22 protein-coding genes are annotated in these 18,801 nt (G+C 61.9%); 15 read left to right on the top strand and 7 right to left on the bottom strand.

Annotated features, from left to right (window positions below):
* Positions 1-18: 18 nt before the first annotated feature.
* Positions 19-153: an aa3-type cytochrome c oxidase subunit IV gene (locus ACRZ95_RS14485; RefSeq protein ID WP_170379077.1), complete on the top strand. Its 135-nt coding sequence runs from the start codon at positions 19-21 to the stop codon at positions 151-153.
* 17 nt (positions 154-170) lie between these two features.
* Positions 171-803: a hypothetical protein gene (locus ACRZ95_RS14490; RefSeq protein WP_170553704.1), complete on the top strand. Its 633-nt coding sequence runs from the start codon at positions 171-173 to the stop codon at positions 801-803.
* Here the strand turns inward: ACRZ95_RS14490 and ACRZ95_RS14495 are convergent.
* Complete coding sequence (locus tag ACRZ95_RS14495; RefSeq protein ID WP_170469111.1) at positions 792-1,124, bottom strand: AzlD domain-containing protein; 333 nt, start codon at positions 1,122-1,124, stop codon at positions 792-794. The genes ACRZ95_RS14490 and ACRZ95_RS14495 overlap by 12 nt on opposite strands.
* Entirely contained in the window at positions 1,121-1,837 is a 717-nt protein-coding gene (locus ACRZ95_RS14500; RefSeq protein ID WP_170379071.1) for an AzlC family ABC transporter permease, read from the bottom strand. The genes ACRZ95_RS14495 and ACRZ95_RS14500 overlap by 4 nt, the downstream gene beginning before the upstream one ends.
* 49 nt (positions 1,838-1,886) lie before the next feature.
* On the opposite strand from ACRZ95_RS14500, the gene ACRZ95_RS14505 reads away from it, so the two are divergent.
* Genes ACRZ95_RS14505 through ACRZ95_RS14525 form a run of 5 tightly spaced genes read left to right on the top strand, consistent with a single transcriptional unit; the run spans position 1,887 to position 6,567 of the window.
* Entirely contained in the window at positions 1,887-2,777 is an 891-nt protein-coding gene (locus ACRZ95_RS14505; protein ID WP_170678966.1) for a formate dehydrogenase accessory sulfurtransferase FdhD, read from the top strand.
* 4 nt (positions 2,778-2,781) lie between these two features.
* The gene (gene mobA / locus ACRZ95_RS14510; RefSeq protein WP_170678964.1) at positions 2,782-3,423 is read left to right on the top strand and encodes a molybdenum cofactor guanylyltransferase MobA; all 642 of its coding nucleotides are present in this window, start codon (positions 2,782-2,784) and stop codon (positions 3,421-3,423) included.
* A complete protein-coding gene (mobB, locus tag ACRZ95_RS14515; protein ID WP_170678676.1) occupies positions 3,420-3,911 on the top strand; it encodes a molybdopterin-guanine dinucleotide biosynthesis protein B in 492 nt (163 codons plus the stop codon). Before mobA ends, mobB begins: the two co-directional genes overlap by 4 nt.
* A 20-nt stretch (positions 3,912-3,931) precedes the next feature.
* A complete protein-coding gene (locus ACRZ95_RS14520; RefSeq protein ID WP_170678968.1) occupies positions 3,932-5,977 on the top strand; it encodes a molybdopterin-binding protein in 2,046 nt (681 codons plus the stop codon).
* On the top strand, positions 5,974-6,567 hold the full coding sequence (locus ACRZ95_RS14525) for a GNAT family N-acetyltransferase (RefSeq protein ID WP_480555105.1): 594 nt from the start codon (positions 5,974-5,976) through the stop codon (positions 6,565-6,567). The genes ACRZ95_RS14520 and ACRZ95_RS14525 overlap by 4 nt, the downstream gene beginning before the upstream one ends.
* On the opposite strand, the gene ACRZ95_RS14530 is transcribed toward ACRZ95_RS14525, so the two are convergent.
* The 3 genes from ACRZ95_RS14530 to ACRZ95_RS14540 all read right to left on the bottom strand — a co-directional run bounded on the left by ACRZ95_RS14530 (position 6,564) and on the right by ACRZ95_RS14540 (position 8,654).
* Positions 6,564-7,553 carry a hypothetical protein gene (locus ACRZ95_RS14530; RefSeq protein WP_170678678.1) on the bottom strand — a complete coding sequence of 330 codons (990 nt, stop codon included), beginning with the start codon at positions 7,551-7,553 and terminating at the stop codon, positions 6,564-6,566. The two genes, ACRZ95_RS14525 and ACRZ95_RS14530, sit on opposite strands and share 4 nt — an antisense overlap.
* 15 nt (positions 7,554-7,568) lie before the next feature.
* Positions 7,569-8,039: a transcription elongation factor GreA gene (gene greA, locus ACRZ95_RS14535; RefSeq protein WP_170379061.1), complete on the bottom strand. Its 471-nt coding sequence runs from the start codon at positions 8,037-8,039 to the stop codon at positions 7,569-7,571.
* 234 nt (positions 8,040-8,273) lie between these two features.
* A complete protein-coding gene (locus tag ACRZ95_RS14540) occupies positions 8,274-8,654 on the bottom strand; it encodes a VOC family protein (protein ID WP_170678972.1) in 381 nt (126 codons plus the stop codon).
* Positions 8,655-8,741: 87 nt separating this feature from the next.
* Between ACRZ95_RS14540 and soxR the strand changes: the two genes are divergently transcribed.
* From soxR to ACRZ95_RS14580, 8 genes are all read left to right on the top strand, one after another.
* The gene (gene soxR, locus ACRZ95_RS14545; RefSeq protein ID WP_170379057.1) at positions 8,742-9,197 is read left to right on the top strand and encodes a redox-sensitive transcriptional activator SoxR; all 456 of its coding nucleotides are present in this window, start codon (positions 8,742-8,744) and stop codon (positions 9,195-9,197) included.
* Between the two features lie 136 nt (positions 9,198-9,333).
* On the top strand, positions 9,334-10,980 hold the full coding sequence (locus ACRZ95_RS14550; protein WP_170678680.1) for an electron transfer flavoprotein-ubiquinone oxidoreductase: 1,647 nt from the start codon (positions 9,334-9,336) through the stop codon (positions 10,978-10,980).
* A 152-nt stretch (positions 10,981-11,132) separates the two neighbouring features.
* Positions 11,133-11,684, top strand: a complete 552-nt coding sequence (locus tag ACRZ95_RS14555) for a TetR/AcrR family transcriptional regulator (protein ID WP_170678682.1) — start codon at positions 11,133-11,135, stop codon at positions 11,682-11,684.
* Positions 11,685-11,718: 34 nt separating this feature from the next.
* Positions 11,719-12,822: a mandelate racemase/muconate lactonizing enzyme family protein gene (locus tag ACRZ95_RS14560; protein WP_170678684.1), complete on the top strand. Its 1,104-nt coding sequence runs from the start codon at positions 11,719-11,721 to the stop codon at positions 12,820-12,822.
* 10 nt (positions 12,823-12,832) lie between these two features.
* Positions 12,833-13,927: an alcohol dehydrogenase family protein gene (locus tag ACRZ95_RS14565; RefSeq protein WP_170678686.1), complete on the top strand. Its 1,095-nt coding sequence runs from the start codon at positions 12,833-12,835 to the stop codon at positions 13,925-13,927.
* On the top strand, positions 13,924-15,048 hold the full coding sequence (locus ACRZ95_RS14570) for a mandelate racemase/muconate lactonizing enzyme family protein (protein WP_170678688.1): 1,125 nt from the start codon (positions 13,924-13,926) through the stop codon (positions 15,046-15,048). The genes ACRZ95_RS14565 and ACRZ95_RS14570 overlap by 4 nt, the downstream gene beginning before the upstream one ends.
* Positions 15,049-15,051: 3 nt before the next feature.
* Positions 15,052-15,783: an SDR family oxidoreductase gene (locus tag ACRZ95_RS14575; protein ID WP_170678690.1), complete on the top strand. Its 732-nt coding sequence runs from the start codon at positions 15,052-15,054 to the stop codon at positions 15,781-15,783.
* Positions 15,780-16,514, top strand: a complete 735-nt coding sequence (locus ACRZ95_RS14580) for an SDR family oxidoreductase (RefSeq protein ID WP_170678692.1) — start codon at positions 15,780-15,782, stop codon at positions 16,512-16,514. The genes ACRZ95_RS14575 and ACRZ95_RS14580 overlap by 4 nt, the downstream gene beginning before the upstream one ends.
* Before the next feature lie 2 nt (positions 16,515-16,516).
* Here ACRZ95_RS14580 and ACRZ95_RS14585 read toward each other — a convergent pair whose 3' ends face one another.
* Complete coding sequence (locus tag ACRZ95_RS14585; protein WP_170678694.1) at positions 16,517-17,755, bottom strand: FAD-dependent oxidoreductase; 1,239 nt, start codon at positions 17,753-17,755, stop codon at positions 16,517-16,519.
* A gap of 12 nt (positions 17,756-17,767) precedes the next feature.
* On the bottom strand, positions 17,768-18,781 hold the full coding sequence (locus ACRZ95_RS14590; RefSeq protein WP_170678697.1) for an Ldh family oxidoreductase: 1,014 nt from the start codon (positions 18,779-18,781) through the stop codon (positions 17,768-17,770).
* Positions 18,782-18,801 lie beyond the last annotated feature (20 nt).

The following is an 18,801-nucleotide window of genomic DNA, read 5'->3' on the forward strand; positions in this document are numbered from 1 at the left end:
ACTGGGAATCTGAGACTCATGGCTGAACACAAGCACGGCGAAATGGACATCACCGTTCAAACCAAAACCTTTGAGGGCTTCATCAAGGCTACCGTCTGGTGCTGTGTCGCCATCGCGATACTGGCGTTCCTGCTGGCGCTTTACGCTTCCTAAATCTTTCGGGGTCGACCGTGTTCAGGATTTTGATCGCCTGCCTTTTGGCGGCAACAGTGGCTGGCTGCGCGAATTCTAAACGCCCTCAGGCAGAACAGGCTGAGATCGTATCGAGGTCCTACCGTGATCCTGGGCCGTCGACCCTGACGCTCTATACGATGATCAACACGCGCTCCGGTTCGGGGGCGCATACCTCGTTGATGATCGGTGCCAGCGAGAGGGTGATTTTTGACCCAGCAGGCTCGTTCCGGGCGGATATCGTTCCGGTGCGGGATGATGTTCTATACGGCATCACCCCAGCGGTTGAGCGCGCCTATCGCAGCTCTCACGCGCGCGAGACGCATTTTGCCCGCATCCAGACCATTCAGGTGACGCCGCAACAGGCTGAGATCGCGCTGCAATTGGCCAAGCAGACCGGGCCTGTCGCAGGGTCTTTTTGCGCCAATTCAACCGCGCGGCTGTTGCAGCAGGTACCCGGATTCGAGCAGATCGAAGTGACTTTCTTTCCGATCAAGCTTTCGGAACAGTTCGCCGAAATTCCCGGTGTCATCACTGAAGAATATCGCGAGAATGACGATGCCGATCTGCAAAAAGGTCTGGCAGCCAATAACGCCGCTCTGAACCAGCTGGACGCGGCTTCAAGCCAGTAGATAAAGCAGACCGTACAGTGTGGCCGCGCCGGAAAAGATCGCTGCCAGCACGTTTTTGGTGAACACTCCAACAGACAGCGTCACCGCCGCAGCCGCCATTCGGGCTGCATCCGGTTGGCCCTCGGTCGCGGCGGGCCATACGACCAGCGGCGCGATCAGCGCAGGCAGGATCGCCACGGCGGTGTAGCGCAGGTGGCGCAGCAGCCAGGGTGGCATCGGGCGGTCTCCGACAAAGCCGATGAACACAAAGCGCAGGGCAAAGCTGCCGATGGCCAGGCCGATAATGACGGTCCACATGGTGGTGGGGTCGATCTGCGTCATGCGTGCGCCTTTCTACGATCCAATATCACCTCGGCCTGAGCACCTGCGATCATGCCTGCGGTTCCGGCGATCAGCAGGCCCAGATTGAACGGCACGCTCACGGCCAGCAACGACACGACCAGCGCCACAAGGGCTGCAATGACATGGGGCAGCGTCCGCATCATCGGCCCCAGCATGGCCAGAAAGGTAATCGGCAGGGCGAAATCCAAAGCCCAGCTTTCTGGAATCCGGGTGCCCAAAACCGCGCCCAGATAGGTCGCCAGAATCCAGCACGGCGTGATCGGCGTGACCGAGCCGATGAAATACGCCATGCGCTGCGGCACGGTCATCTTCGGCTCTTTTTCGAACTGCACGATCGAGCAGGCATAGGATTGGTCAACCGTCAGATAGGCGGCGCAGGCCCTTTGCCACATGGGGGCAGCCCCCAGAAACGGCGTCAGTGAGGCTGAATACATCGCCACCCTCAAATTCACCGCAAGGGCCGAGGCCAGTACAATGGCTGTCGGTGCGTTCTCCTGCAGCAATTGTAGGGCGGTGAATTGCGCTGCTCCGGCGAAAACCGTGGCCGAGAAGGCGACGACCTGCACGATATCCAGCCCGGCCTCGGCGGCGAAAACCCCGAACAGGGTTCCAAAGGGAATCGCGACAAAAATGAAGGGTGTCCCGTCGCGAAACCCTTTCCAGAAGTATGACTTGGATGTGGCGTCTGCCATGGCTAAATCCTATGGTATTCGCAGCAGCAGTAGCGGTCTTGGGAAGGGGTTGCAATTGGTGACAGAACTGGACGTCTCGGACTACATCATCGCCCCCGATCCCGGCGCGGCCCGTTTGACGCGCGCCGTCGAAGGTGTGGACCAGAATGGCGAAGTCAGCCAGATTTCGGTGGTCGAAGAGCGCCCGCTGACGATCTTCCTCAATTCCCAGGAAATCGTGACCGCAATGACCATTGGCGACTATCCCGAGTATCTGGCGTTGGGCTTTCTGCGCAATCAGGGGATGCTGCTGGTTGATGATGAAATCACACGGGTCGACTATGACGATGACCTTGAAACCGTAGTGGTGCGGACGGCCCGTGAAACCTCGTATGAGGACAAACTGAAGAAAAAGACACGCACCAGTGGCTGCGCCGTTGGCACGGTCTTTGGGGACATGATGGAGGGGTTGGAGGACGTGCGCCTGCCGCAAGTGTCGGTCCGGACCTCGTGGCTTTACGATCTGGCCGCCAAGATCAATCGCACGCCGTCTTTGTACCTCGAGGCCGGTGCGATCCATGGCACGGTTCTCTGCCGTGAAAACCGACCGCTTGTGTATATGGAAGATGTAGGCCGCCACAACGCCGTCGACAAAATCGCAGGCTGGATGCTGTCCGAGAACGAGACGGCGGAGGACAAGATCCTCTACACCACCGGGCGTTTGACCTCGGAAATGGTGATCAAAACGGCGATGATGGGCATTCCGGTTCTGGCATCCCGGTCCGGTTTCACCGCGTGGGGCGTCGAGATCGCCCGCGAGGTCGGCCTGACCCTGATCGGCCGCATGCGTGGGCAGCGCTTTGTGTGCCTGTCAGGCGAGGACCGCCTGCTGCGCGACGTGGACCTGGCAAGCGTGGCCGCCGAGGACAAGAAACATCGCCGGAAAAGTGCCAATGGCTGATGGTATGACCAAACCCCTCGGAGTGATCCTCGCAGGTGGCCTTGCGACCCGGATGGGCGGTGGCGACAAAGGGCTTTTGCAGATCGGGGGACAGAGCTTGTTGTCTCATGTCATCGACCGGCTCGGCCAGCAGGTGGATGGCCTTGCGTTGAACGCCAACGGAGACGCAGTGCGGTTTGCGGAATGGAACCTGCCCGTTCTGCCGGACTCGATTGAAGGGTTTGCAGGCCCCTTGGCGGGGGTTCTGGCCGGGCTGGATTGGGCGGCAGAGCAGGGGGCTGACAGTATTGTCACCGCTGCTGCAGACACGCCGTTCTTCCCGCGTGATCTGGTGGTGCGGCTGACCGAGGTGGCTCAGGGTCAAACGGATCCTTTGGTCCTTGCCACGACGCCCCGTACCGGAGACGAGGCCTTGAAGTCAGGCGGCAAGAAGGTCAATCGGCACCCGACATTCGGCCTCTGGCCTGTGGCGCTGCGTGACGATCTGCGCGCCGCTTTGAACGACGGGCTGCGTAAGGTCGTACTGTGGACCGACAAGCATGACGGGCGCGAGGCGCTTTTTCCCGCAGACCCGTTCGATCCGTTCTTCAATGTCAACACACCGGACGACCTTGCACGCGCTGAAAAACTGTTGGAGCAGGCATGAGGATTTACGGCGTCACCGGCTGGAAGAACGCAGGCAAAACCGGGCTGATGGAGCGGCTGGTGGCCGAGATCACCGCACGCGGCTACACCGTCTCAACCGTCAAACACGCGCACCATTCCTTTGACGTCGATCAGCCGGGTCGCGACAGCCATCGCCACAGAATGGCAGGCGCGAGCGAGGTTCTTCTGGCCTCGGGTCAACGCGTCGCCCTGATGCAGGAGCTGCGCGGCGCGGATGAGCCTACGCTGGCCTCTCTGCTGGCCCGCCTCTCGCCGGTCGATCTGGTGTTGATCGAGGGCTATAAACGCGAACGCCACCCCAAGGTCGAGGCCTTCCGCGCAGAACCGGGCAATGACCTGATCGCCCCGTCGGATGACACGATCCGCGCTGTGGCCAGTGATACTCCGCTGGAGTTGGACCGACCCGTGTTCGATCTGAACGACACGGCGGCCATTGCGGATTTCATCCTCTCCGAGGTCGGTTTGTGAGCCTTTTCGATAGCTTTGCGATGGTTGATTGGTCCGGTGGCAACGACACTGGGCCGCGCCCTCGCAAAGATGCCATCTGGGGCTGTGTAGTGCGCGACGGCGCGGTGCAGGTATTGGACTACCTGCGCAACCGGGTGGTCGCCGAGGAGTGGCTGCACAGTCTGATCGACACTGAACTGTCTGCAGGTCGCCGCCTGATGCTGGGCTTTGATTTCCCCTTCGGCTATCCCGCAGGCTTTGCCAAGGCGATCACCGGAACACATGATCCGCTTGTCCTGTGGGACTGGTTTGAAGATCGGATTGAGGACTCTCCGAGCTCCAACAACCGCTTTGACCTCGCGGGGGAGATCAATTCGGGCTTTTGCGGCAAAGGCCCGTTCTGGATGAATGGCCTGCGGCGCGACATCGCTGGCCTGCCGCGCACGAAACAGGACTATCACAACCCGTTTCCGGATCGACGCGCGGTGGAGCATTTGGCCAAGGGCAGTTTTACCTGCTGGCAAATGGCAGGCGCAGGCACCGTCGGCGGACAGGTGATGATGGGTCTGCCCGTGTTGAACCGGCTCCGCCACACTTTCGCGGGCAAGATCGCCGTTTGGCCCTTTCAGCCACTGGATAAACCGGTGGCGTTTGTCGAGATCTGGCCCTCGCTCAACCTTGGTGCAGCGCCGCCAGATCGGATCAAGGATGCGTGGCAAGTCGAACAGGTTGCCTTGACTCTGTCGCTGATGACGGATCAGGAATTGGACAGACAGTTGAACGTTTCAGCCTCAGAGGAGGGGTGGATCTTGGGTGTAGCGCAGGACAAACCGAACATATCGCCTCCGCCATTGCGAAACGATTGTTTTGCTTTGCCCGCCGGGGTGAACTGGACGCCGGTGGATGATGCGCTCGCGTTGCTGCGGGATCGTTTGCGCCCCGTCACAGGGGCCGAGGTTGCGCCGCTTGCGCAGGCGATGGGTCGCGTTCTGGCCGAGGACGTCGTGGCGCAACGTTCGAACCCGCCGCAGCCCAACACGGCAGTGGATGGCTATGGGTTCGCAGGCCCCGCTGCCGAAGGCGCGCAGGTGATGCCGCTGACCGAAGGGCGTGCAGCGGCGGGTATTCGGTTCGATGGCACGGTGCCTGCTGGCCGCGCGTTGCGAATCCTGACTGGCGCGGCCCTGCCCGAAGGCGTGGACACGGTCATCTTGGAAGAGGACGTGACGGTTCAGGACGGCCATATTGCCTTCCACGGCCCGTTGAAGCAGGGAGCAAACACGCGTCGCGCGGGGGAAGATATAGCGGCGGGTGAGGTCGCCCTGACAGCCGGTCGCAAGCTGACACCGGCCGACATGGCGCTTTTGTCAGCGGTCGGTATTTCCAAGGTGGCCGTGCGCAAACCTCTGCGCGTGGCCGTTCTGTCCACCGGGGATGAGCTTGTCGAGCCGGGCGAGACAGCAGGTGTCGGGCAGATATATGACGCGAACCGGCCAATGCTGCTGTCTTTGATCGACCGCATGGGATTTGTGCCGGTCGATCTGGGACGTGTCGCCGACGACCGCGAAACCCTAAGGGTAAGGTTGGATGAGGCCGCAACGCAAGCCGATGTGATCCTGACCAGCGGCGGCGCTTCGGCAGGGGATGAGGACCATGTCTCGGCCCTGCTGCGCGAGGCGGGCGCAATGCAGGAATGGCGTATTGCCCTCAAACCCGGTCGCCCTCTGGCTCTGGGCATGTGGTCGGGTACACCGGTTTTTGGCCTGCCCGGCAACCCGGTGGCCGCCAAGGTCTGTACCTTGATCTTCGCTCGCCCGGCCCTGTGCCAGATGTCGGGGCAGGGGTGGGAGGAACCACAGGGCTTCGAAGTGCCCGCCGGTTTTGAGAAACGCAAGAAACCCGGTCGCCGCGAATATCTGCGCGCGCGTATTCGCGAGGGGCGGGTCGAGGTTTTCCACTCGGAAGGCTCTGGCCGGATCAGCGGGCTAAGCTGGGCCGAGGGGCTGGTCGAGATCGAAGACGGCGCGCGCCACATTCAACCGGGCGATCTGGTGCGCTTTATCCCTTACGGCAGTTTTGGACTGTGACGGTCACGGTTTCCAAAGGGTTCAGTGAGGCTGAAAGGCCCCAAGCCGCAGCCCTGTTCTGGCAGGCCTTTGCGGCCAAGCTGCACAAGGTGATGGGGCCGGATGAAAAAGGTTTGGCCTTCTTTGAAACGGCCCTCGACCCGGAATTCGCGCTGGTTGCGCGTGACGCTGATGGCCGGATGCTTGGCCTTGCGGGGTTCAAGACCAACAAAGGCGGCTTGGCGGGCGGCAGCCTGTCGGACCTCGCCCGCGCCTATGGCTGGTTCGGGGCGCTCTGGCGTGGTGTGGTTCTGAGCGTGTTGGAGCGTGATCTGCAGCCCGGTGTGTTCCAGATGGACGGCATCTTTGTCGCGGCTGGGGCCCGCGGGAGGGGCATTGGCACAACGCTGCTCTGTGCCATCAAGGCTGAGGCGCAGCGACGTGGTATGGCCGAAGTGCAGTTGGATGTGATCGATACCAATCCACGCGCGCAGGCCTTGTACGAGCGCGAAGGGTTCAAACCTGTGGGTGTTGAGAAGACGGGTCCATTTCGGCACCTGTTCGGCTTCAGCCGCGCCACCAAGATGAGCTGGCCTGTGCCTGCCGCCTAGTCGAAGGTTCCGGCCACACGCCCCAGCAGCATGAAGGCCCTTGCGGTTCTTGTATCACCAAGGGCGGTCAGTTCCGCGTCGCTGGCATTGGCTTCGAATTCGACGATCATGTTGTCGAACCGGCGCAGGAAATGGTGCGCCGCATCCCGGAAGATCGGATCCTGTTTCATCCGCGCTGCCGTCAGCGCCAGCGACGAACGATCCCGAATCCCGCCCAAAGCCGCGACCGAGCGTCCACGTGCGCCCTGCGCAAACTGACGCCAGACCTCGGGGCGTGCCATATCGGGTCGGAGGTCATCCATATAGATGCCCTCCTGGCTGAGCAGGGTCAGAACATCCTGCGAGGCCTGCACCAGTTTGGAGGCTTTTCGATCCTTCAAGGCCATCCGAAGCGCGGTGAAGCCTTCGGTGTCTTTCTCGGTCTCGGGGAAGTTCAGCGCGCGGATGAAGGTATCGGTGGTCAGCGGCGGTGTGATCTCTTCAGCGGTGGTGCCCAGCGCCAGCGAGGTCTGTCCTCCTTGCGCAGGTGGGTCGACCTGCAAGGGTTCACGCCGCTTGCTGGAGAAGGTGGCAAGCGCGTCCTCGGCCTTTTTCGTCACAGCGGCGATTTCGTCCAGCTTCTTGGACACCGTCGGCTCATACGAGCTGGCGGCGCGCTGTTGCTGAACGACATAGGCCTGACGGATCGCATCAATCGCGGTTTGCAACCGTGCGCTTTCCTCGCGCATGACGCGGCTGGCACGCATCGCCGTTGCGGCAACCCAAATCATCGCTACCGGCAAGAAAACCGCCAATAGGGTCACAATGAACCCGCCACCCTGTGTCTGGTCGGGCAGAACAAGGAATACGACCGAGACCACCAGCCAGATGACACTCAGCACCCCGGCGGCAATCTCGATCGAGGTCACAGACGGGCGCTGAGGGCGATCATAGATGCCCAGCGAGGTTGGCCGTTCGCTTTCCTGGTCAGGTTGTGGCCCCGACATGACAGACCCTCCGGGTCAGGCGAATTCGATGTTGAGAACTTCGTAAGAGCGGACACCGCCGGGGGTGCGCACCTCGACACTGTCACCTTCGTCCTTGCCGATCAGGGCACGGGCCATGGGCGACTTGATGTTCAGTAGGCCTTTTTCGATATTGGCCTCGTATTCACCTACGATCTGCCAGGTCTTTTCCTCATCGGTGTCTTCATCGACCAGCGTCACCTTGGCGCCGAACTTGATTGCGCCTGACAGTTTGGCCGGATCAATCACGTCGGCCAGCGACAGGATGCCCTCAAGCTCCTTGATGCGGCCTTCGATGAAGCCCTGCTTTTCACGGGCCGAGTGGTATTCGGCGTTTTCCTTCAAATCGCCCAGTTCGCGGGCCGAAGCGATGGCTTCGATGATCGCCGGGCGCTCGACGGATTTGAGGTTTTTCAGCTCCGCCTCGAGCGCGGCATTGCCCGCAGGCGTCATTGGAATTTTTTCCATAATCTTGTTGTCCACGCATAAATTGAGCCGCCCCGCCGCGGGGAAAGCGTCGGGGCGAATGATGGGTCGTTCAGTACCTGACCTAAATGGAGCGTGAAATGCAAGAGGCCAAGAGGGCGTCACACGTCGATTTGCGACTTAGCGCCGTTCCGCTGAGGCGGTTCGCGCCTGTGGCGGTGATCCGGGGGCTTGTTCCTGCGCCACCGCTGTGACGGGGTGCAGAGCCACAACATCTCAATCATATTGCACCACCTCGAACTCGATCCCGTTGTCATCGTTGAAATAGAACCGCTTGCCCGGCTCATAATCGGCGTGGTTATGCGGTGTAAAACCTGCCGCGCGCACCTTGGCCTCGGTCGCATCGATATCCTCGACCAGAACGCCCACATGGTTCAGGCCGCCGACCACGTCGTAGCTGCTTTCGTTTGATGGCTCGGGGTGTTCGGGGCGGTAGAGGGCAAGATAGGTGTGTTTTGTGCCCACATGCACCGTATAGCCGCCCGCCATCGCGGCGCCTTCCCAACGGATGTCCCATCCAAACACTTTGTGCATCCAGGCGGCCGAGGCTTTGGGATCGTTGACGGTAAAGTTGGTGTGTTCAAGCGAGGCCATCATGGCAGGTCCTTTCATTTTTCAGGCTTGTCACGACTCAGCGTAATTCCTAAACCTAACTTTAGGTCAAGGTATTTTTGCGAGGGTGAAATGGCGGCTTCCGAAGGTCTGGCAATTGGCGCTTTGGCGCGGCGTACCGGGTTGGCGGTGTCGGCTATCCGGTACTATGAGGCGCAAGGGTTGATCTCGCCCTGGCGCAATGCAGGCGGGCAGCGGCGGTATCAGCGGGCCGATATCAGGCGGTTGAGCTTTGTGATGATCGCCCAGCAATTCGGCCTGACCCTGCCCGAGATCCGTGAGGTTCTATCGGGCCTGCCTGGTAACCGAACCCCTACGCCGCAGGACTGGAAAGACATCAGCGTCACGCTGCGCGCCCATCTGGATCAGCGAATCAACACCCTGACGCGATTGCGCGATAATCTGGACGGCTGCATCGGCTGCGGGTGCCTCAGCCTGCCGAAATGCGCCCTTTACAACCCCGATGACCGTGCCAAATCACATGGTAGCGGTCCCAGATACCTTATGGGCGACTCGCCAAACACGTGAAGTGTCGAATAGCGGCATTGTTACGCCGTGTTTCGATTGACCTGAGTCTTTCACACCATGTAATCAGCCGAGAAACAAAATTGCGCCGACCGCATGAGAAAAGCGCCAATTCGGAAAGTTAGCTAAGGAGCCCGCGATGGCCGAGATTGAACGCGAAGCGATGGAATACGATGTGGTGATCGTGGGCGCAGGCCCTGCGGGCCTGTCGGCGGCCATCCGTCTGAAACAGCTGGATGCCGACCTGAATGTCGTGGTTCTGGAAAAGGGCTCGGAAGTGGGCGCACATATCCTGTCGGGCGCTGTGCTGGATCCCTGCGGTCTGGACGCTCTGATCCCGGATTGGAAAGAAAAAGGCGCACCGCTGAACACACCGGTGAACGAAGACAACTTCTACATGCTGGGTGAGGCCGGAAAGCTGCGCATCCCCAATGCTCCGATGCCACCGCTGATGAACAACCACGGCAACTACATCGTCTCGATGGGCAACGTCTGCCGCTGGATGGCTGAACAAGCGGAAGAGCTGGGCGTGGAAATCTTCCCTGGCATGGCCTGTTCCGAGCTGGTCTACGGCGAAAACGGCGAAGTCAAAGGCGTGGTCGCCGGTGTCTTCGGTCTGGAAGCAGATGGCTCCTACGGCCCCGGCACCGAACCGGGCATGGAGCTGCACGGCAAATACGTGTTCTTGTCCGAAGGCGTGCGCGGCTCGCTGTCCAAGGAAGTCATCGCCAAATACGACCTGTCTGCTGGCAAAGAGCCGCAGAAATACGGCGTTGGCATGAAAGAGATCTGGGAGATCGACCCGGCCAAGCACAAGGAAGGCTCGGTCACGCACACGATGGGCTGGCCTCTGGGCAGCAACGCAGGTGGCGGTTCCTTCATCTATCACCTGGAAAACAACCAGGTGTATGTCGGCTTCGTGGTTCACCTGAACTACAAGAACCCGCATCTCTATCCCTACATGGAGTTCCAGCGCTTCAAGCATCACCCGATGGTGGCTGAGCTGCTGAAAGGCGGTAAGCGCGTGGCTTACGGCGCTCGCGCGATCACCGAGGGTGGCTATCAATCTATGCCGAAGCTGGTCGCTCCGGGCGTGGCGCTGCTGGGCTGCTCAGCGGGTATGGTCAACGTGCCGCGCATCAAGGGCAACCACAACGCGATGCTGTCGGGCAAAGCCGCAGCCGAGGCCGCCTTTGACGCCATCAAAGCCGACCGGTCCGGTGATGAACTGACGGCCTATGAAACCGACGTGCGCGAAGGCGCCATTGGCCAGGACCTCAAGAAAGTGCGTAACGTCAAGCCGATGTGGTCGAAATGGGGCCTCATGCCCTCGCTGGCGCTGGGTGGTCTGGACATGTGGACCAACACGCTGGGCTTTTCGCTGTTCGGCACGATGGGTCACGGCAAGAACGACGCAGAGTCGACCGAAGAGGCCAGCAAGCACAAGCCGATCGACTATCCCAAGCCGGATGGCACGCTGTCCTTTGACCGTCTGACCAACGTGTCCTTCGCAATGACAAACCACGAGGAAAGCCAGCCCTGCCACCTGAAGCTGACCGATCCATCGATCCCGGTTGCCGTCAACCTGCCCAAATTCGCCGAGCCTGCGCAGCGTTATTGCCCGGCTGGCGTCTATGAAATGGTCGAGGATGACGACGGCCCACGGTTCGTGATCAACTTCCAGAACTGCGTCCACTGCAAGACCTGCGATATCAAGGACCCGAGCCAGAACATCACCTGGACCACTCCGCAGGGTGGCGACGGCCCGAACTATCCCAACATGTAACTGAAAACTCCGGCAATGGCGGCGCGACCCTGCCGCCATCCCGCCCTTGTTCCATGCCACCGGTCCCGCCGGTGGCATTTTTTGTCGTTGGTAAGAAAGTCTGTGTCGCAAACGGTGATGTGCAGGTAGAGTGATCGCTCTACCACTGTGACATGACTGAGACACAGCAGAAAATCGCAGAAAACCTTGACCGGCAGTTTTCAGAGATGGGATTTGCCACCCAAGGTGTTGAAGCCTTGCGAGAGGGCGCGAATGTTTCCCTGCGCACGCTCTACAAGTATTTTCCCAGCCGCGAAGCGATGGTCATAGGCGCGTTGGATCACCGCGATGCCGCCTATTCCGATTGGATCGGCACCGATCAACTCCAGGGGGCGGATCACGTGTTGCACGTTCTGACCCGCCTGGCGGACTGGCTGCGCGAGGTTTCAAACACCGGATGCCTGTTCCGCAATGCGCTGGCGGCCTACCCCGAAAGTGATGCGATCCGCGATGCCGTCACGACGCATAAACAGCATGTGCGCGACATGTTCCGCGCCCGGCTGATCCACGTGGCCCCCGATTGCGATGTCGAGGCTTTGGCCGAGGCTCTGTTCATCCTGCACGAAGGCCTGACTGAGAGCGCGCGTTTGATGGGGGCCGAGGCCGCAACCTCGGCCACGATGCGCTGTGCCCGCGTGTTGCTGGCAGCTGCCGATATTCACTAGGCCGGGCCTCCGGTACACGAAAAAAGAGACGGATATGAAGATCAAGGAAATCCACATCTACGCCCATGATCTGCCGGTCAAGAACGGCCCCTACACCATGGCCAACGCCGAGGTCTGGGCGCTGGACACCACGCTGGTCAAGCTGGTGGCTGAGGACGGCACGACCGGCTGGGGAGAGACCTGCCCGGTCGGCCCAACCTATGCCGAAGCGCATGCAGAGGGCGCGCGGGCTGCGTTGAAGGCGATGGCAAAAGGTCTGATCGGTGCGGATCTGTGGCCTGTGGCCCTGCATCACCGGATGAACGGGCTGCTGAACGGGCACAACTATGCCAAGGCCGCCATCGACATCGCGGCCCATGACCTGATTGGCAAGAAACTGGGCGTCAATGTCGCCGACCTGCTGGGCGGCGCACAGACCGATCGCGTGCCGTCCTACTATGCGACGGGTGTGGGCGCGCCGGACGATATCGCGCGCCTTGCCAAAGAGAAGTTGGCCGAGGGCTATCCTCGCCTGCAAATCAAGGTCGGCGGGCGTCCGGTCGAGATTGATATCGAAACCATCCGCAAAGTCTGGGAGGTTGTCGGCGGAACCGGCATGCGCCTTGCAGTCGATGGCAATCGCGGGTGGACCACGCGCGATGCGCTGCGCGTCAGCCGCGAATGCCCGGATGTGCCCTTCATCATGGAACAGCCCTGCAACACCTATCAGGACCTGGAAAAGATCCGCCCTCAGGTGACCCATGGCATCTACATGGATGAAAACAGCGTTGACCTGAACACCGTGATCTCGGCCGTCGGGACCGGGCTTGTTGACGGGTTTGGCATGAAAGTCACCCGGATCGGCGGCCTGCAGAACATGCGCACCTTCCGCGACATCTGCGAAGCGCGCAATCTACCGCATACCTGCGATGATAGCTGGGGCGGGGACATCATCGCCGCCGCCTGCACGCAGATTGCATCCACCGTGCGTCCGACGCTGATGGAGGGCGCATGGCTCGCCGCCCCCTATATCGAAGGCAACTACGATCCCGAAAACGGCATCACTATCCAAGGCGGTCACATCCAACGCCAGACCGGGCCGGGTCTGGGCGTCAGCCCCGACGAAACGCTGTTCGGCGCGCCCGTCGCCTCATACTAAGGAGAATACCATGATCCCCGAAACCATGCATGCGGTTCAACTGACCGGCCATGGCGGTATCGAGATGCTGGACTACCGCTCGGACGTGCCAGTCCCGGCGCCTGGGCGCGGAGAGGTTCTGATCCGAGTAGCTGCCGCGGGTGTGAACAACACCGACATCAACACGCGGATCGGCTGGTACTCCAAGGCGGTTACCGAGGACACCAATACCGGTGGTGCCTCAGGTTTTGAGACTGTGGACGATGACGATGCCAGCTGGTCTGGCACGCCCTTGACCTTCCCCCGCATTCAGGGCGCTGATGTCTGTGGCTATGTTGCTGCCGTAGGCGATGAGGTCGACCCGGCGCGCATTGGCGAGCGTGTGATTGTGCGCAACATGCTTCGGACCTATGTGGACTACCGCCCTTTTGAATGCTGGACCATCGGCAGTGAATGCGATGGGGGTTTTGCCCAGTTCTGCGTCGCACCTTCGCGGGAAACCCATGCCGTGAGTTGCGACTGGGAGGATGTGGAACTGGCAGCAATCCCCTGCGCCTATTCCACAGCCGAGGGCATGCTGCACCGCGCCAGCGTCGGGGCCGAGACCGTTCTGGTCACCGGTGCCTCGGGCGGTGTTGGGTCGGCTGCGGTGCAACTGGCGAAACGGCGCGGCGCGCATGTGATCGCAATGTGTTCGCCTACAAAGGCCGAGGCCGTTCGGGCTTTGGGCGCAGATCGCGTGCTGGACCGCAATGCCGATCTGGTGGCGGAACTGGGGGAGGGCTCGATCGGCGTGGTGGTCGATCTGGTGGCCGGCCCACAATGGCCCAGCCTGTTGGACGTGCTGCGCCGGGGCGGGCGGTATGCGACCGCCGGGGCCATTGCCGGACCGATCTGTGAAATCGACGTGCGGACGCTCTACCTGAAAGACCTCACCTTGTTGGGCTGTACGTTTCAGGAGGACATCGTGTTCGAAAACCTCGTGAAATACATCGAGGCCGGGGAAATCCGCCCTCTGGTCGCCAAGACTTATCCGCTAAGCGAGATCGCGACGGCGCAGGAAGAGTTTCTGACCAAAACACATACCGGGCAGCTGGTGCTGATCCCGCCGCAGGTGACCTCATGAAAATCCGTAAGATCGAGCTTTTTGAACTGCACCTGCCCTATGCGGGTGGCTCTTATGAATTGTCGGGCGGGCGCATTTACACCGGGTTTGAAAGCGTCATCGTCTGTATCACCGCCGATGACGGGACTGAGGGTTGGGGTGAATCCACGCCCTTCGGCCCGAACTACATCGCCGCCCATGCACGAGGTGCCCGCGCCGGGGTTGAAGAAATCGCCCCCTATCTGATCGGTCGTGACCCGCGCGATGTGGATCGGATCAACGACGCGATGGATGAGGCGCTGCTGGGCCATAACCACGCGAAATCGGCCCTTGATCTGGCCTGTTGGGACCTGTTCGGTAAATCGGTTGGCCTGCCGGTCTTTAAACTGCTGGGCGGCGCGACGGGCAATCGTCTGCCCGCGATCAGTTCGATCTACGCGGGTACGCCCGAGGATATGCGTGCCCGCGTCGCGGAACACCGCGCGATGGGCTATATGGGCCATTCGGTCAAGGTCGGTGCGGTGGATTCCGAAGGCGGCCCGGCGCTGGATGCCGAACGTATCGCGGCCTCATTGGCGGATCGGCAGCCGGGTGAATATTTCATCGTTGACGCCAATGGCGGCCTGATCCCGGAAACCGCGCTGCGGATGCTCCGCGCCCTGCCGAACGGGCTGGAATTCGTGCTGGAGGCCCCCTGTGCCACATGGCGCGAGACGCTTTCCCTGCGCCAGCGTTGCGATGTGCCGATCATTCTGGACGAGTTGGCGCAAGAGGATGGCGATATCGCCAAGCTGGTGGCGCTGGATGTGGCCGATGGCGTCGGGCTGAAAATCTCAAAAGCCGGGGGGCTGACCCATGCCCGACGTCACCGCGACATCTGCCGCGCCGCCGGGCTGACGATCAGTGTGCAGGACACGGTGGGATCAACTCTGTCCGCCGCGTCGATCTTCCATATGGGTGCGACTGTGCCCGAACGGCTGCTGCGCTGTGTTCTGGATCCGCGCGACATGGTGACGATCCAGACCGGGGCGTTCGACGCCCCAATCGAAAACGGTGGCGTTCTGCCGCCCGATGCGCCGGGCCTCGGTGTGACAACGAACCGAGACCTGCTTGGGCAGGCCGTCGCAATCTGGGAAGACTAAGACATGTTTCAAGACAAAAACGCCCTCGTCACCGGCGCGGCCGGAGGAATCGGTCAGGCCATCGTCAACCAGCTGCGCGCGCAGGGTGCTCGGGTCGCGGTTGCGGATCGTTCGACCGACGGGATTGAGGCCGAGGCGCATCTACCCGGCGATCTGCTCGACCCGGCTTATTGCGACCAATTGGCCTCTGCCGCGCAACAAGCTTTGGGTGGCCTCGACATCGTGATCAACAATGCCGGTGTCATCACCCGTGGCCCGGTGACCGAGACCTCGGACGCCGACTGGAGCTTGTCCATGGGCGTGAATGTCGAGGCTCCGTTTCGGATCTGCCGCGCTGCCATTCCGCTGATGGCTGAAACCGGCGGAGGGGCCATCGTCAACACCGCGTCCTGCTGGGGCGGCAAGGCGCCGGGGCCGAACCATGCGCTTTATTGCATGACCAAAGCGGCGATTGCCTCGCTGACCGAATGTATGGGGATGGATCACGCACATCAGGGCATCCGCATCAACGCGGTGTGCCCGAATGAGGTCAACACGCCGATGCTGCGCTCGGGCTTTGCCAAGCGCGGGTTTGATCCTGACGAGGCCGTGACCGAACTGGGTAAAACCGTGCCTCTGGGCCGGATTGCCGAGCCTGAGGATATTGCCGATGTGGTCCTGTTCCTCGCCTCGGATGCGGCGCGCTACATGTGCGGCACGCTGGTCGAGGTCAATGGCGGGAAGCCGGTCGCATGAGGCGGTTTGAGGGCAAGGTCGCGCTGGTCACCGGCGGCCGCTCGGGGATCGGGCAGGCCATCGCGGCACGGCTGACGGAGGAGGGCGCGCGCGTCTTTACCGCTCAGCGCGGTGGGGATGATCACTTTGAAGGGATCGCGGCCGATTTCACCGATCCAGCCGCGCCTGCACAGGTGGTGGCCGAGGTCATCGCCCGCGCCGGGCAGCTGGACGTTCTGGTCAACAATGCCGGGATGATGCAGGAGGCCCGCGTCGAAGAGATGACGTTGGAGGACTGGCAGAAAAACCTGACCGTCAACCTGACCGCGCCTTTCCTGATGATTCAGGCCGCTTTGCCCCATCTGCGCAAGACAAAGGGCAGCATCGTCAATACCGGCTCGATCGAGGGGCTGGGCAGCAATCCGGGCCACGCGGCCTATTGCGCCTCCAAAGCCGGGCTGCACGGGCTGACCCGCGCCGTGGCGGTGGATCACGGGGCCGAAGGTATCCGCTGTAACGCCATCGCTCCGGGCTGGATCGACACCGAGTTGAACCTCGACTTCATTGACTCAATGCCCGACCCGGATGCGTTTCGCCGGGACATCGGCCAGATCCACCCGGTCGCCCGCACCGGCAGGCCCGAAGAAGTGGCTGCCTTGGCGGCGTTTCTGGCCGCCGAGGAAAGCGGCTTTATCACCGGGCAGGTCTATACGGTCGATGGCGGGCGGATGGCAAAGCTGAGCCTGCCCTGACCTTAGAACCGGTCCGGGCTGAAGGCCTGAATGTCGATTGAGGGCGCACGGCCCGCGATTTCATCCTTCACCAGCCGCGCGGTCGTGGCCCCAAGCGTCAGGCCCAACTGCCCATGGCCGGTGGCGAAGGTGACATTCGCCAATCGGCCGCTGCGGCCGATGATAGGCCGGGTGTCCGGAGTGAAAGGGCGTCGCCCCATGCGGCGCTCGGCCTTGTCCGTTCCAAGCCCCGGCAACACGCGTTTTGCGCGTTTGACCAGAATATCGGCGCGGTTCCAGTTGGGTTTCGCGTCGGCATCCGCGAATTCGATGGTTCCGGCGACGGCCAGAGCGTCCTCATACGGTGTGATCCCGAACCCGCCCTTGGCGTAGAACACGGTGTGGGCCAGGTCGACACCGCTGTCAGGCAAGGCGGTGGAGTAGCCAATCACCCCTTCCAACTGGATGGGTACGCCCAGATCCTGCGCCAAGCCGCGCGAGTGTGTGCCCGCCGCAAGAACGAACTCGTCCGCGGTCAGAACCTGACCGTCTGCAAGGCGCACGCCCTGCACATTGCGCCCGCTGCGTTGGAACACTTCGGCCTTGCCGGTGACGACAGTACCGCCACGGCTGGCAAAGGCCTGGTGCAGGGCTTCGACCAGCCCCTTTGGCTCGGTCACGAAGCTCCAGTCATGCAGCAGGGCGGCGTGTTTGAAATCGGGCGCGATGGCCGGATCAATCTCATGCGCTGCGGGGCCGGGGATGTCTTCGATCGAGCAGCCCAGCTCTCGGGCCAGATCAAAGGCGGCGGCCATGGTGGCGCGGTCGCTGTCATCGTCGAACAGTTTGATCACCGGCTTTTCGACCAGCAACTCGGGCCGACCGATATCGGCCAGTTGCGCCTTGAAATCATCGGTGGCGGCAAAGGTCAGCCGCGCCAGATCCGCCGCGATGGCCCGCATTCGCGCCCGGCGCGCATTCGCGGTGAAGCGCGCGAACCAGGGCAGGACCCGCAGCGCCGAGGACGGACGCAGCGCCAAGGGCGCCTCGGGGTCCAACAGCCAGCCCGGCACCTTCATCAGCATGCCCGGCTGCGACAGCGGTACGATCTCACCGATGGCGATACAGCCGCATGAGGCCCAGCTGGCCCCTTCACCCACGGGTCCGGGTTCGACAACCGAAACCGCGTGCCCATCGGCCTGCAAGGCCAGCGCGCAGGAGATACCCACGACGCCGCCGCCGACCACAACCACCTTTGCCATTGGTTCGAGCCCTTACTGCAAGTCTTGCAACTGCGACAGCAACTCGGTGCTGACGCTGACGCCACCGTCCTGAGATGCGGCGCGGTTCTTCAGCCGCCCGTCACCGGGGATGCGGGCGGTGCCGTTGCCGTCGATCTCGGCGCAGATGCGCGTGACATAGTCGTTGAAAGCGGCATTTCCGAACCGCGTCGGATCCATCGCGATCAGGGTCGCGCCGCCCTTGACGTTCAGCGCGCCATGCGCCTCGCGCTCGGCATTGTCGACCGAGAGGGTGCCCCCGGCCAGCGCCGCGCCCATGACCTCGATCAGGAAGGCGATCGCGGCCCCTTTGTGCTCGCCAAAGGGCAACAGGCTGCGGGTTTCCAGAATGGCGTTGGGATCGGCGCTGGGCTGGCCATCCGGGGCCAGACCTGCAGGGCGCGGCAGGTCATGCCCTTCGGCGGCGGCCATGCGGATATCCATCAACGCGACCGTCGAGGACGCCTGATCCCAAACGATGGGCTCCATTCCGTCACGCGGGCAGGCAAACGACATCGGGTTGGTGCCAAAGACAGGGCGCGCGCCTCCCTGAGGCACCACCATCGACAGTGAGTTGACGACAGCCAAAGCCACCAACCCCGCCTCGGCCAGCGGTTCGGTGTCAAAGCGCAACGCCCCAAGGTGATGACTGTTGGCGCAGGTGAAGGCGGCGATCCCGTTTTCACGGGCCATCGCAATCAGCTCGTCCCGTGCTGCGGCCGCAGCGATCTGGTAGTATCCATTGTCTGCGTCACCACGCAGAACGCCCGGTGCGATACGCTCGAATGTAGGGTGGGCTGCGGGGTTGGCATAGCCCGAGGTAAAGCTCTGCGCGTAGACCGGTAGCATGCGCAAACCGTGGCTGCGTGGGCCGTCGCGTTCGGATTTGACGACGATCTCAGCAATCATGTCGCTGCCCGGATCATCCATGCCCGCAGCCACAAGGACGGATTTCGCCAATTCTCTAACCTCTTGGAGTGAGAGCGTTTTCGTCGAGATATCGGTCATTGGCTAAATCCTGTCCTTGT

It is taken from the genome of Ruegeria sp. AI3 (assembly GCF_056541245.1).